At 71.7% G+C, this 13,223-nt stretch carries 11 protein-coding genes, 1 pseudogene and 1 riboswitch; of the genes and pseudogenes, 1 reads left to right on the top strand and 11 read right to left on the bottom strand.

All coding sequences use genetic code 11. The features are described 5' to 3' along the window. The 9 genes and pseudogenes from ABT403_RS34965 to ABT403_RS35005 form a co-directional block, all read right to left on the bottom strand. A pseudogene (locus ABT403_RS34965) lies at positions 1-366 on the bottom strand (SAM-dependent methyltransferase); the annotation flags it as partial. 241 nt (positions 367-607) lie between these two features. Continuing rightward, on the bottom strand, positions 608-1,993 hold the full coding sequence (locus ABT403_RS34970; RefSeq protein ID WP_344168600.1) for an NAD(P)/FAD-dependent oxidoreductase: 1,386 nt from the start codon (positions 1,991-1,993) through the stop codon (positions 608-610). A 558-nt stretch (positions 1,994-2,551) separates the two neighbouring features. Then, positions 2,552-3,493 carry a Ppx/GppA phosphatase family protein gene (locus tag ABT403_RS34975; RefSeq protein WP_344168597.1) on the bottom strand — a complete coding sequence of 314 codons (942 nt, stop codon included), beginning with the start codon at positions 3,491-3,493 and terminating at the stop codon, positions 2,552-2,554. After that, positions 3,490-4,035, bottom strand: a complete 546-nt coding sequence (locus ABT403_RS34980; RefSeq protein ID WP_344168594.1) for a DUF501 domain-containing protein — start codon at positions 4,033-4,035, stop codon at positions 3,490-3,492. The genes ABT403_RS34975 and ABT403_RS34980 overlap by 4 nt, the downstream gene beginning before the upstream one ends. 69 nt (positions 4,036-4,104) lie before the next feature. After that, on the bottom strand, positions 4,105-4,593 hold the full coding sequence (locus ABT403_RS34985; RefSeq protein ID WP_344168591.1) for an FtsB family cell division protein: 489 nt from the start codon (positions 4,591-4,593) through the stop codon (positions 4,105-4,107). Positions 4,594-4,683: 90 nt separating this feature from the next. Then, positions 4,684-5,970, bottom strand: coding sequence for a phosphopyruvate hydratase (gene eno, locus ABT403_RS34990; protein ID WP_045947571.1), 1,287 nt, complete (start codon positions 5,968-5,970; stop codon positions 4,684-4,686). Positions 5,971-6,262: 292 nt separating this feature from the next. Continuing rightward, positions 6,263-6,997 carry a transglycosylase family protein gene (locus ABT403_RS34995; RefSeq protein ID WP_344168585.1) on the bottom strand — a complete coding sequence of 245 codons (735 nt, stop codon included), beginning with the start codon at positions 6,995-6,997 and terminating at the stop codon, positions 6,263-6,265. Between the two features lie 2 nt (positions 6,998-6,999). Then, positions 7,000-7,168: riboswitch (cyclic di-AMP (ydaO/yuaA leader) on the bottom strand. A 274-nt stretch (positions 7,169-7,442) separates the two neighbouring features. Next, positions 7,443-8,549: a transglycosylase family protein gene (locus tag ABT403_RS35000; RefSeq protein ID WP_344168582.1), complete on the bottom strand. Its 1,107-nt coding sequence runs from the start codon at positions 8,547-8,549 to the stop codon at positions 7,443-7,445. A 128-nt stretch (positions 8,550-8,677) separates the two neighbouring features. Next, on the bottom strand, positions 8,678-9,970 hold the full coding sequence (locus ABT403_RS35005; RefSeq protein ID WP_344168579.1) for a cytochrome P450 family protein: 1,293 nt from the start codon (positions 9,968-9,970) through the stop codon (positions 8,678-8,680). A 121-nt stretch (positions 9,971-10,091) separates the two neighbouring features. Between ABT403_RS35005 and ABT403_RS35010 the strand changes: the two genes are divergently transcribed. Next, positions 10,092-11,294 (top strand): globin domain-containing protein, encoded by a 1,203-nt coding sequence (locus ABT403_RS35010; protein ID WP_344168576.1) that lies wholly within the window; start codon positions 10,092-10,094, stop codon positions 11,292-11,294. Between the two features lie 123 nt (positions 11,295-11,417). Here ABT403_RS35010 and ABT403_RS35015 read toward each other — a convergent pair whose 3' ends face one another. Both ABT403_RS35015 and ABT403_RS35020 read right to left on the bottom strand, forming a co-directional pair. Next, on the bottom strand, positions 11,418-12,425 hold the full coding sequence (locus ABT403_RS35015) for a nucleoside triphosphate pyrophosphohydrolase (protein ID WP_344168791.1): 1,008 nt from the start codon (positions 12,423-12,425) through the stop codon (positions 11,418-11,420). Between the two features lie 58 nt (positions 12,426-12,483). Then, entirely contained in the window at positions 12,484-13,110 is a 627-nt protein-coding gene (locus ABT403_RS35020) for a SurA N-terminal domain-containing protein (protein ID WP_344168573.1), read from the bottom strand. Between the last annotated feature and the right edge of the window lie 113 nt (positions 13,111-13,223).

Below are 13,223 nucleotides of genomic sequence, written 5' to 3' on the forward strand. Positions count from 1 at the left end.
GGCGCCGGAGGCGCGCGCGGGCAGGTGCGGGCGCAGGGCGGCGAGTTTGGCGAGGCCGCTGCGGGGGCGGCGGACGGGGACGGGCGCGGCGGCGTGTTCGCGCTCCCAGACCAGGCCGGCCACCTTGTCCAGCAGGTCGAACAGGTCGCCGTCGACGGCCAGGTCCCCGGCCACCCAGGCGCGGGCGAGCCCCAGCTCACCCGGCTTCCACAGCATGTGGCGCAGGGCCCGGCGGTTGTTCAGCACCAGGACGGGGCCGGCGGCGGGGCCGGACTCACTGCCGTCCCAGGCCCGTATGCGGACGGGCAGGGGGCCGCCCAGCAGGGTTTCGGCAAGGGCTGCCAGCCGCGGCGCGGCGTCGGTCATCGAGGCACCTCCAAGGTGTTCCGACAACCGGCTACCCACAACCGTTCGGGGGCATTCTCCGGCGGATCACACCTGGACCGCACCTTGAGCGCACCTTGACCCGGGCGTGCGCCGGGGCCCGTACGCCGGTGCCCGGCGGGCTCCCGGGGCGGTCCCGGGTACGCCGAAGGGGCCGCCCGCACCACGGATGGCGGGCGGCCCCTTCGGGGTCGTGCTCAGTGAACCGGCGCGGAGCTCCGGGTCAGGAGGCCTTGGCCTTCTCGGCCGGGGCAGCGGCGGCGGCGGGGGCCGGCGCCGGCTTGGCGGCCTCGTAGAACTCCTCGCGCGGGGTCTCCAGGGCGCCGAGGGCGACGACCTCACGCTTGAGGAACATGCCGAGGGTCCAGTCCGCGAAGACGCGGATCTTGCGGTTCCAGGTCGGCATGGCCATGCCGTGGTAGCCACGGTGCATGTACCAGGCGAGACGGCCCTTGAGCTTGATCTTCATCTTGCCCATGACGATCATCGCCACGCCCTTGTGGAGGCCGAGGCCGGCCACGGCACCCTTGTTGGAGTGCGCGTACTCCTTCTGCGGGAAGCCCCGCATGCCGGAGACCACGTTGTCGCCGAGGACCTTGGCCTGGCGCAGCGCGTGCTGGGCGTTCGGCGGGCACCAGGCGTTCTCGACGCCGGCCTTGCGGGCGGCGACGTCCGGGACCTGGGCGTTGTCGCCGGCGGCCCAGATGTAGTCGCTGCCCTGGACCTGGAGGGTCGGGGCGGTGTCCACGTGGCCGCGCGGGCCGAGCGGCAGGCCGTAGCGGGCCAGCGCCGGGTTCGGCTTGACGCCCGCGGTCCACACGATGGTGTTGGAGTCGACCTCGAGGCCGTTCTTCAGCACCACGTGGCCGTCCACGCAGGAGTCCATGGAGGTGCTGAGGTAGATCTCGATGCCGCGCGACTCGAGGTGCTCCTTGCCCCAGGTGCCGAGCTTGGGCCCGACCTCGGGAAGGATCTTGTCGGCCGCGTCGACCAGGATGAAGCGCATGTCCTCGCGCTTGATCGTGGAGTAGTACTTCGCGGCGTCGCGGGCCATGTCCTCGACCTCGCCGATCGTCTCGGCACCGGCGAAGCCGCCGCCGACGAAGACGAAGGTGAGGGCCTTGCGGCGGACGTTCTCGTCCGTCGTGGACTCGGCCTTGTCGAGCTGCTCGAGGACGTGGTTGCGCAGGCCGATGCCCTCTTCGACGCCCTTCATACCGATGCCCTGTTCGGCCAGGCCGGGGATCGGGAAGGTGCGCGAGACGGCGCCGAGCGCGATCACCAGGTAGTCGAAGGGCAGCTCGTACGCCTCGCCGACCAGCGGCGTGACGACGGCGACCTTGCGGTCCTGGTCGATGGTGGTGACCCGGCCGGTGAGAACCTCAGCCTTGGGCAGCACGCGTCGCAGCGGGACGACGACGTGCCGAGGCGAGATGCTGCCTGCGGCCACTTCGGGGAGGAAGGGCTGGTAGGTCATGTACGAGCGCGGGTCGACGACCGTGACGGTCGCCTCGCCGTAGCGCATCTTCTTCATGATGCGCTTGGCTGCGTACAGGCCTACGTACCCACCTCCTACAACGAGGATCCTGGGACGCTCCGTGGTGCTCATGAGATGAGTATCCAGCACCCCAAGGGGTGATGCTCGTGAGCCCCTTCACAAGGAGCTGGGAGACCTCTGCTACACTGCGCGCCCCGCGTGACCCAGATCATGGCACGCAACGGGAACCACGGTGTAACGGGATTCGTTGTTCACCCGCCCTGAACTGGCCTCCAAGGCTTCAACCGGACTGGACCACTGGCTTTCGTCCTTACCTCTGATACGAAACCCGAAGCGTCCGCGCATCGCACAAACACGTGCTGAAACGGCCCTGCGACCCCCGAGAACCCCTCGAAGGACCCTCTTGTTGACCCGGAGGGCCCTTTTTCCTTGTGAAGAACTTCACGAACCTGATCCGCAGGAGGGCCTTTTCGGCCTCCCGGGAGCCCCGCACTGCCCTCGCACTGCCCCCGCCCCGGGCGTGCTCCCCCGCCCCACCAGCCACTCATCGGGTGGAACGCGATATTCGGCCACAGCCCCGCACGACGGCCGCCGCAGGAACGCCCTCGAACGGCTCGAGGGGACGTCCGGCCCCGGACGCCCCCTCGTGCACGCGCGCCCGCGGGCCGGTCAGGCCACGGACCAGGCGATGCCGTCCAGGATGTCGTGCTCCGAGACCACGACCTCGGCGGCGCCGGTGCGCTCCATGATCGCGAGGAGGACGAGGGCGCCGGCGCCGATGACGTCGACCCGGCCCGGGTGCATCACCGGGATCGCCGAGCGCTCGGCGTGGGTGGCGGTCAGCATGCGCTCGCTGATCTCGCGGACCTGCTCGTAGGAGACGCGGGAGTGGTGGATGCGCTCGGACTCGTACGCCTCCAGGCCCAGGGCGATCGCGGCGACCGTGGTCACCGAGCCGGCCAGGCCCACCAGGGTGCGGGCCTCGCCCAGCGGGACCGCCCCGGCGGCCAGGTCCAGGGCCGCCTCGATGTCGGCCCGCATGGCGGCGATCTGACCGGCGGTCGGCGGGTCGGTGACCTCGCCGTCCACCACCAGGTGACGCTCGGTCATCCGGACGCAGCCCACGTCCACCGAGCGGGCCGCGCGCACGTGCCGCTCGCCGACGACGAACTCGGTCGAGCCGCCGCCGATGTCCACGACCAGGAAGGGCCGCTCCAGGTCCGTGCGGCCGGTCAGCTCCTTGGTGGCGCCGGTGAAGGAGAACTCGGCCTCCTGCTCCCCGGAGATCACCTCGGGCTCCACGCCCAGGATGTCCAGGACGCCCCGGACGAAGTCCGCCCGGTTCTCGGCGTCCCGCGAGGCCGAGGTGGCCACGAAGCGGACCCGCTCGGCGCCCAGCTCCTTGATCACGGCGGCGTACTCGCGGCAGGCCGCGAAGGTGCGCTCCAGGGCCTCCGGGGCCAGCCGGCCGGTCTTGTCCACGCCCTGGCCGAGCCGGACGATCGTCATCCGGCGGTCGAGCTCGACCAGCTCGCCGGTGTCCGGGTCGCAGTCGGCGACCAGGAGGCGGATGGAGTTCGTACCGCAGTCGATGCCCGCGACCCGGGTCATGCGGACTCCTCTTCCTTCGCCCCGCCGGAGCAGGGGGTCACGCAGGCGCCCTTGGCCCACCACTCGGGCAGCATCGCGAGGGCCTCGTCGCCGAACGGGTTCACCCCGGGGCCGGCGGCCAGCGAGTGCCCGACGAGCACGTGCAGGCACTTCACCCGGTCCGGCATGCCGCCGGCGCTCGGGAAGCCCTGGAGCACCTCGATGGCGTCGCGGCGCTCGATGTAGTCCTCGTGCGCCTTGCGGTACGCGGCCGCGAGCTCCGGGTCCTCGGCGAGGCGGGCCTGCATCTCCTTCATCACGCCGTTGGCCTCCAGCGTGCCGATCGCGGAGGCCGCGCGCGGGCAGGTGAGGTAGTACAGCGTGGGGAAGGGGGTGCCGTCGGGAAGGCGCGGGGCCGTCTCGACGACGTCCGGCTGGCCGCAGGGGCAGCGGTGCGCGATGGCGCGCAGCCCGCGCGGCGGGCGGCCGAGCTGCTGCTGGAACGCCTCGATGTCGGCGTCGGTCGGCTCGGTCCGGTCGGTCTGGGGCGGGGGCGTCTGCATGCCTGGAGGAAGTCTCTTCGTTCGGTCGTACGTGACGGCGTGACGGTCGTGTCGGTCGTGTCGGGTGGTTCAGTCGCCGGGGCGGTCGGCCTTGTCGACCCCGTCCCAGACGTTGGAGTACCAGGGGCGGTCGGACCCGCTCTGACCGCCGCGGCGGTGCTCCGCGGCCGCGGCCCCGGGGTCGGTCATGATGTAGCCGATCTCCCCCGGGCGCAGGAAGTGCAGGTGCCGGCGCGCCTGCTGCTCCGCGTAGGCGGGGTCCTGCCAGCGCGCCTTCTCGTCGCGGAGCTGCTCCAGGCGCTTGCGCGCGGTGGCGGCGGCCCGCTGCTGGTCCGCGATCTCCGAGCGCTGGGACACGTACTGGCGCATCGGATACGCGAGGGCGACGACCAGCGTACAGAGGACGAGCACCAGCAGTGCCGCCCGGCCGGTGAGCCGGCTGCGGCGCACCTGCCGGCGCGACTGCGAGCGGTAGACGTGGGCCGCGGTCCGCTCACCGAGCTGCCGGAGCCTGGTCGCCGTGGAGAAGGTGGAGAACCGATCCCGGTTCCCGGCCATGGGTCCGCCTCCCCTGGTGCGCGCTACGCAATACGTCCCCGCACACGGTACGGGACCGAGTGCGGGGACGTAGGGAGGCTAGGCGAGGACTCAGCCCTTGAAGCGCGGGAAGGCGCTGCGCCCGGCGTACACCGCGGCGTCGTCGAGGATCTCCTCGATGCGCAGCAGCTGGTTGTACTTGGCGACGCGGTCCGAGCGGGCCGGGGCGCCGGTCTTGATCTGACCGCAGTTCACGGCGACGGCGAGGTCGGCGATGGTGACGTCCTCGGTCTCGCCGGAGCGGTGGGACATCATGCACTTGAAGCCGTTGCGCTGGGCCATCTCGACGGCGTCGAGGGTCTCGGTCAGCGAACCGATCTGGTTCACCTTGACGAGCAGGGCGTTCGCGGAGCCCTCCTCGATACCGCGGGCCAGGCGCTCCGGGTTGGTGACGAAGAGGTCGTCGCCGACGATCTGGACCTTGGAGCCCAGGCGGTCGGTGATGGTCTTCCAGCCGGCCCAGTCGTCCTCGAACAGCGGGTCCTCGATGGAGACGAGCGGGTACGCCTCGACGAGCTCGGCGTAGTAGTCGGTCATCTCGGCGGCCGAGCGGGACTGGCCCTCGAACTCGTACTTGCCGTCCTTGTAGAACTCGGACGCGGCGACGTCGAGCGCGAGCGCGATGTCCTTGCCCGGGGTGTAGCCGGCCTGCTTGATGGCCTCGATGATGAGGTCGAGCGCGGCGCGGTTGGACTCCAGGTTCGGGGCGAAGCCGCCCTCGTCGCCCAGGCCGGTGGACAGGCCCTTGGTGTGCAGGACCTTCTTGAGGGTGTGGTAGACCTCGGCACCCCAGCGCAGCGCCTCGGAGAAGGACTCCGCGCCGATCGGGGCGATCATGAACTCCTGGATGTCCACGTTGGAGTCGGCGTGCGACCCGCCGTTGAGGATGTTCATCATCGGAACGGGCAGCAGGTGCGCGTTCGGTCCGCCCAGGTAGCGGAAGAGCGGGAGGTCCGAGGCCTCCGACGCGGCGTGCGCGACGGCGAGGGAGACGCCGAGGATGGCGTTGGCGCCGAGGGAGCCCTTGTTGTCGGTGGCGTCGAGGTCGAACATGGCCTGGTCGATCAGGCGCTGCTCGGTGGCGTCGTAACCGACGAGCTCCGGGCCGATCTGCTCGATGACCGCGAGGACGGCCTTCTCGACGCCCTTGCCCATGTAACGGTTGGGGTCACCGTCACGGAGCTCGATGGCCTCGAAGGCACCGGTGGAGGCGCCGGACGGAACGGCAGCACGGCCGGTGCTGCCGTCGTCGAGGCCCACCTCGACCTCGACCGTGGGGTTGCCTCGGGAGTCCAGGATTTCCCGGGCTACGACGACGTCGATGGACGGCACGAGCATCTCCTTCTGGGATGTGACGCTGGGTGTGCGGTGGCGTGGGGCCTGGGACGGCCTCGCCGACTAGAGCCTAACCGGCTCCGGGCGGTCGGCTGGCCGACCGCCCGGGTCCTGGGACGAAAAAGGGGCCGAATACCCGTCTTCCGGGACATAGGACCCTGGAAATGCGGGGCCCGGTCGCGGAAAACAGGCGGCCCGGCCCCGGACATGACGACGCCCGGCGCGCGGGGGGATGCGCGCCGGGCGTCGATGCCGCGGGCCGTACCGGGGTACTGCTCGGGTGTTACGCGGGAATTCAGCTGAGCTTCAGCTTCTGCCCCGGGAAGATCAGGTCAGCGTCCTTGACGATGTCCTTGTTCAGGTCGAAGAGCTTCTCCCAGCCGCCCTTGACGCCGTTGGCGTCGGCGATGGTGCCGAGGGTGTCACCCTCCTTGACCGTGTACGAGCCGTTGCCGGTGGCCGGGGTCTCGGCCTTCGGGGTCGACGGCTTCGACGGGGCCGGCTTCGAGGGGGTCCAGCCGGAGCCGGAGCCGGTGCTCTTGGTCTCGGTGTCGGCCTTCGGGGTGGAGGGCTTCGCCGGGGCGGGCTTGGCCGGGGCCGGCTTGGTCTCCGGCTTCGGCTTGGCCGGGGTGGTGGTCGAGCCGCCGCCGTTGTAGGCGGAGTTGGACAGGCCGACGCCGCAGGACGGCCAGGCGCCCTTGCCCTGGCCCTTGAGGACCTTCTCGGCGATGGCTATCTGCTGCGACTTGCTGGCCTGGTTGGCCTGCGCGGCGTACGCCTTGCCGCCGTACGCGGCCCACGTGGAGGCGGAGAACTGGAGGCCGCCGTAGTAACCGTTGCCGGTGTTGATGGACCAGTTACCGCCGGACTCGCACGCGGCGACCTTGTCCCACTCCGAGACGGTGGCGGCGCTGGCGGAGCCGGCGGCCATCAGCGGGGCGGCGACGGCCACGCCGGCGACACCGGCGAGCGTGACGATGCGGACGGCCTTGGAGCCGCGACGGTGCTTGCCCTTGCCGGAAAGCAGCATGGAGTTCTCCTCACCGACGCCTTCGAGGTGAGCTGTCGGGTTCGGGCGGATGAGTTGCCCGGCCGCGCTGCTGCGCGTCTTCACCCCTAGCCGGTACGCGGGCCGTCTCTCAACGGCCTTTCCCGGCAACTACCTTGGTTCCCCCGCTCCTGCCAACGGCGCTTGCGCGACGACTGTTCCCTCCGGCCGCCGGCAGGATTCGGCGATGCGGTCGAAGGAGCCCGCGGTGGCGAGCGACTCAGAAGGTAGACAGGTCTCTCCCCGATGTTCAACGTGTGATTTTGGGGAGAAACCGGCCTACTTGCGTTCCTCGGGAGCACGTTTGCGCAGGTCGGAGCGGGGTTTGCGGAAGTTCCGGAATGAGACACGCCAGTTGTCCGGAAGAGATGCATGTCTCACTTGCCGATAACGGACATTCAGCCCGTAACGGCTGCCCGAACTACCCCTATTTCTTGGTTAGATCCAGGTTCTGACCGGGCTTGATGAGATCCGCGTCCGTGCCGATGACCTGCTCGTTGGCCTTGTAGAGGGCGCTCCATCCGCCCTTGAGGCCGTTGGCGTCCGCGATGGCCGCCAGGTTGTCGCCCGGCTTCACCGTGTACGTGGGCTGCGCGGCGGCGGCTGACGCCGCGCCAGGGGCCGCCGGCACCTCCAGGGCGGCCGGGCCGCGGTGCTTGCCGCTGCCGTCGGTGGCTCCTGTGGTGGGAGTGGCCGAAGGGGAGGGCGTGGCGCCCGGGGTGGCCGGGGCCGTCGGGTCGACCGGGGCGGTCGGGGTGCCGGGGGTGGACGGATTGGCCGGGTTGCCCTGGTTGTTGGAGTTGCCCGGGTTGCCCGGATTTCCCTGGCCGTTCTGGTTGCCCAGACCGTTCCCGTTGCCCGGGTCGCCCGGGTTGCCCGGGTTCGCGGGAGTGGTGGGCGGGACGGTGGGGCCGGTCGTCGGGGTGGGCGTCACGCCGTAGTCCGGCTCCGGCATGACGGGCAGTCCGCTGACGGCGCCCAGCGGGTAGTCCGGCAGCACGCTCGGGGACGGGGCGCCGGGCGCCGGGGTGGGCGCCCCGAAGTCCGTGGAGGAGCCGCCCTTGCCGGTGGCGGGCACCGTGAAGTCCGGGCGGACCGGGGCGGCGCCGACCGGCCCGGGGGTCTTGGAGGTGCCGGTGTCCACGTCGGCCTTGGGCCCGCCCTTGGTCAGCCCCGCCGAGGTGGAGCACAGCGACCACGCCTGGGGCCCCTGGGAGTCCAGCACCCGCTCGGCGACGGCTATCTGCTGGGAGCGGCTCGCCAGGTCGGGGCGCTCCGCGAACTCGAGTCCGCCCGCGTTCTTCCACTGCTCCAGGGTGAACTGGAGTCCGCCGTAGGCCCCGCTGCCGGAGTTGGCGCTCCACGTGCCGCCGCTCTCGCAGTCGGCGACCTTGTCCCACGTCGCGGTGTCGGCCGCGCTCGCGCCGGTGGCGGCGAGCAACGGCAGGGCCAGCGCTGAGCCGGTGACACCGGCGGTGACGACGATGGCGGGGACCTGACGGGGTCGTCTGTGGCGGCCGTTCCCGGGAAGCATGAGGCTGCACCTTTCGTATAACGGCGGGGTAACGGCAGAACCTAGCTCCCTTCGAACGGATGTCACAAGTTCGGCCGAGGACTGAATTCCGGTCAGTTCCGCAGCCCCACCGGGGTTCGCGCGCCGCCTCAGGCGTTCGGGACTGTGAAGCGGACGGGGAGGGTGCGCAGCCCCCGCATGATGAGTCCGCCGCGCCAGCGCAGGTCCGTAGGGGGAACGGCAAGTTCCAGATCCGGCAGACGCTTCAGCAAAGTCGCGAGCGCCGTCTGGCCCTCCAGACGGGCGAGCGGGGCGCCGAGGCAGTAGTGGATCCCGTGGCCGTATCCGAGGTGCTGATTGTCACTCCGGGAGAGGTCGAGGGTGTCCGGATCGTCGAAGCGCGCGGGGTCGCGGTCGGCCGCCGCGAGGACCACCAGCACGGGGTCGCCGACGGCGATGTCCTGCCCGCCGAGGGTCAGCGGGCGGGTGGCGAACCGCCAGGTGGCCAGCTCCACCGGGCCGTCGTAGCGCAGCAGCTCCTCGATCCCGGTCTCCAGCAGGGCGGTCTCGCCCGCCGCGAGGGAGTCCTGGAGGCGGGCGCGCTGGCCGGGGTTCATGAAGAGGGAGTGGACGCCGTTGCCGATGAGGTTCACGGTCGTCTCGAAGCCGGCGAAGAGGAGGATGAAGGCCATCGCGGTGGCCTCGGCCTCCGTCAGGTGGTCTCCGTGGTCACTCGCCCGGATCAGGTCGGAGATGAGGTCGTTGCCCAGATCATCCCGCTTGCGGTGGATCAGTTCCCCGAGATAGGTGCGCATCCGCTTCACCGACCGGGCGACCCCGCCGCGCGGTCCGCCGCCGTGGCGGATCATCATCCCGGCCCAGTCGCGGAAGTCGTCCTGGTCCTCGCGCGGTACGCCGAGCATCTCGCAAATGGCGTAGATGGGGAGCGGGAACGCGAACTCGTGGATGAGGTCCGCCTCCCCCGTCCCTGCGGCCCCCGCCTTTTCCACGATGGCGTCGATGAGGTGGTCGGTCAGCTCCTGCACGCGCGGGGTGAACTCCGCGACGCGGCGCGGGGTGAAGGCCTTCGACACCAGCCGGCGCAGCCGGGTGTGGTCCGGCGGGTCGATGTTGAGCAGGTGGGTCATCAGCTCCGCCTTGCGCTCCCCGGGGATCCCGGTCTTGCCCTTGGCGTGCGCCGGCTCCGCGTGGTGCGCCGGGTTCTTGCTCAGCCGCTGGTCGGCGAGGGCCTGGCGGGCGTCCGCGTACCGGGTCACCAGCCAGGCCTCGACCCCGCTGGGCAGCGTGGCGCGGTGCACCGGGGAGTGCTCGCGCATCCAGGCGTAGGCCGGGTAGGGGTCGGTGGCGAACTCCCAGTCGAAGAGGGTCGGCGCCTCGGGGACGGAAGGGGCGGGCGGGGTGGCGGGGGTCTGCTCGTGCACCCGTCGACGGTATCCCGGCTCGCTACCGGCCATCCTTTATATGCGGTTCGTCGCGGCTGTCCGCAGATCGGCCATCACTTGACGGCGGCTTGTCCGGCATTCCTACTTCGGTCCTGTGGACGTGAGGATCTTGAAGAGCAGTTTCGCGGTGGTGGAGAGACGGGCCGAGCACGCGGTCAAGTTCTTCTACTCCCACCTCTTCTGGCACAACCCCGGGATCCGCCGGCTGTTCCCGGACTCCGCCGGGGAGCTGGAGCGCCAGCGCGACCGGCTCTTCGCCGCGCTCACCCACGTCGTCTCCCATCTGGAGAACGACACGCTCCTCCCCTATCTCCGCGACCTCGGCCGCGACCACCGCAAGTTCCTCGTCGGCCCCGAGCACTACGCCGCCGTCGGCTCCAGCCTGCTCGCCGCCCTCGCCACCACCTCCGGTGCCGCCTGGACCCCCGAGGTGGAAAAGGCGTGGAGCGAGGCCTACCAGGTGATGGCCGACGCCATGACGGCCGGCGCCGCCGCGAGCGAGGACCCGCCCTGGTGGGACGCCGAGGTCGTACGCCACCTCCAGTACGGGGAGGACATCGGCGTGCTGACGCTGTCCCCCCGCGCCCCGCTCCCGTACCGGCCCGGCCAGTACGTCAGCGTGAACAGCCCCCGCGTCCCGGCCGTCTGGCGCACCTACTCCCTCGCCAACGCCCCCCGCCCCGACCACACGGTCGACCTGCACGTCAGCCGGATCGAGGGCGGCCTGCTCAGCACCGCCCTGGTCCGCGAGATCCAGCTCGGCGAGACCCTGCGGCTCAGCGCCCCCGCCGGGCGGCTGACCCTGCGCCACGCGGACCGGCCCCTGACCTTCATAGCCGCCGGCACGGGGTGGGCGCCCGTGCGGGCCATGCTGGAGGAGCTCGCGGACCACCCTCCCGACCGGGACGTACGGCTCTTCCTGGCCGCCCGGGACGCCGCGCACCTCTACGACCGGCCGTGGATCGACGCGTACGCCGCCGCCTTCGGCCGGATCGGCGTCACCTACATCACCCCCGCCCCCGGACGGCACCGCAACGAGGCCACGGCCCGGCTGGCGACCGCCCTCGGCAACCGGGCCCTGTGGCCCGAGCAGGACGTCTACCTGAGCGGGCCGGCGGTGTTCATGGAGGAGACCGCCCTCCTGCTGGAGGAGCTGGGGGCCCGCCCCGACCGGCTCTTCCACGACACCGTCCCCGTCTCGGGAGCCGCCCGGGGCGGGCGGCCGCTGGGCTTCGGCGAGTGGTTCCTGCACCGCCCGGCCCCGCACTGGCACAACCCGTCGGACCGCGCCCCGCGCGGCTAATGCCACTGCCCTGCCGGGAGGCATTAGCCGCACAGAAGGCCGCCAGCCCGCCGCGCGGCTAACGCTTTCGCGGGAGCGGAAAGCATTAGCCGCGCACGAGGCGGGCCCCCGGAACCGACGGGGCTACTCGCCCACGCCCTCCGCCGCCCGGATCGCGTCCCGGTAGACGCGGGCCGCCGCGCGCAGCGCCGTCTCGGGGTCCGTGCCCGCCGCCTCGGCGCGCGCCGCCAGCTCCAGCAGCTCGTACCCGATGCCCTCGCCCCGGGGAAGCTCCACCGCCACCCCGCCCGCGCGGGCGCGGCCGGCCAGCTTCGCCGCGAGCGCGAGCCCCGGCTGGCCCAGCGGGATCCCGTCGGTCACCGACTCCCGCCGCTTCTCCACCGCCTTGGTGGCCTGCCAGTGCGCGCTGACGTCCTCCGGCGAGTCCGCCGTCGCGTCCCCGAAGACGTGCGGGTGGCGGCGGATCAGCTTGTCGACCAGGTCGCCGGCGACGTCGTCGACGGAGAAGGCCTCCGCGTCCTCCCCTTCTTCCCCCTCCAGGCCCTCCTCGGCGATCCGCGCGTGGAAGACCACCTGGAGCAGCACGTCGCCGAGCTCCTCGCGCAGGGCGTCCCGGTCACCGTCCTCGATCGCCTCGACCAGCTCGTACGCCTCCTCGATGGCGTACTTCACCAGCCCCTCGTGGGTCTGCCGCGAAGTCCACGGGCATTCGCGGCGCACCCGGTCCATCACCTGCACCAGGTCCAGCAGCCGCGCGCCCGGAAGGTCGTACGAACCCGGCAGCAGCTCCAGGTCCGGCATGGCCACCCGGCCCGACCCGGCCAGCCGGGCCAGCCCGTCGGTCAGCCGCTGGTCACCCTCGCCGCCCGGGATCACCACGATGGTCCGGCCCCCGGCGCAGGCGTCGACGAGAGCGTGCGCGTCGGGGGCCTCCAGCGCCACGTCCACCCCGGCCTCGCGCAGGTACGGGAGCTGCGGGTGGCCGGGGTCCGCGCACAGCACCCGGTCGGCGGCGTGCAGGGCCTGCCAGGCCGGCCAGGACAGCAGCCCGGGGGCGACCCGGTGGCTGGCGGTCAGCAGGACGATCCGCCCCGGGTCGGCGGACCCGGCGGCGGAGTCGGCGGCGGGCACGGGGGCGGGTTCGGCGGTGTGGTCGGTCACCCTCCGAACCTACCTCCGCCCGCCGGCGTCAGGCTCCGGCGGGGGCCGCCTGCTCGGGCATCGTCTTCTGGGTGATCCACGGCGTCTGCTGGTCACCGAGCAGGATCTGCTTCTCGTCCCAGCGGCCGTAGCGCGGGTTGACCTCGATGTGCAGCTCCTTCGCCGCCTCCCCGAGCTTCACCAGCGCCTTGTCCTGGCTGCCGTAGTGCGCGAAGAGCTTGTCGCGCAGCAGCTTGAAGCGGGTGTCGGCGTCGATCTGGTCGGGTGCCAGCTGCGCCTGCTCCAGCGCCGCGGCGGCGAGCGCCTTCTCCCCGCCGACCTGCTGGAGCTGCGCCTTGCGGACGTCCTCGATCTCCTTGGTGCTCACGCTCAGCCCGGCGTCGTCCGCCGCCCGCTCCAGGACCGCGGTCTGGATCATCTTGTTGAGCTTGAGCCGCTCCAGGCCGGCGGTGGCCCCGATCAGCCGCGCCCCCTGCTCGGAGCGGTTCTGCGCGGTGCGCACGTCGTTGACCTGGGCCTGGAGCGCGGAGGTGGTGATGCGCTCGCCGCCGACGACGGCCGCGGTACCGGGACGGGTCCCGCCCGAACAGGCGGCCAGCAGGGGCGCCGCCGCGAGCAGGGCGACGGATACGGAGAGCGCTGTGCGACGGTGCAAAGGAGCCTCCAGGGCCGGGGGATTGTGCGTCGGTGCACAAGGCCGTGCGGTGATCGATGGTATGCAGTCAGAGTGGCCCGAGCCACCGGTTCGACCAACGATTCCAGGGGTGT

Origin of the sequence: Streptomyces sp. NPDC000075 (assembly GCF_040301925.1) — a bacterium.
GTDB classification, from domain to species: Bacteria; Actinomycetota; Actinomycetes; order Streptomycetales; family Streptomycetaceae; genus Streptomyces; species Streptomyces polychromogenes.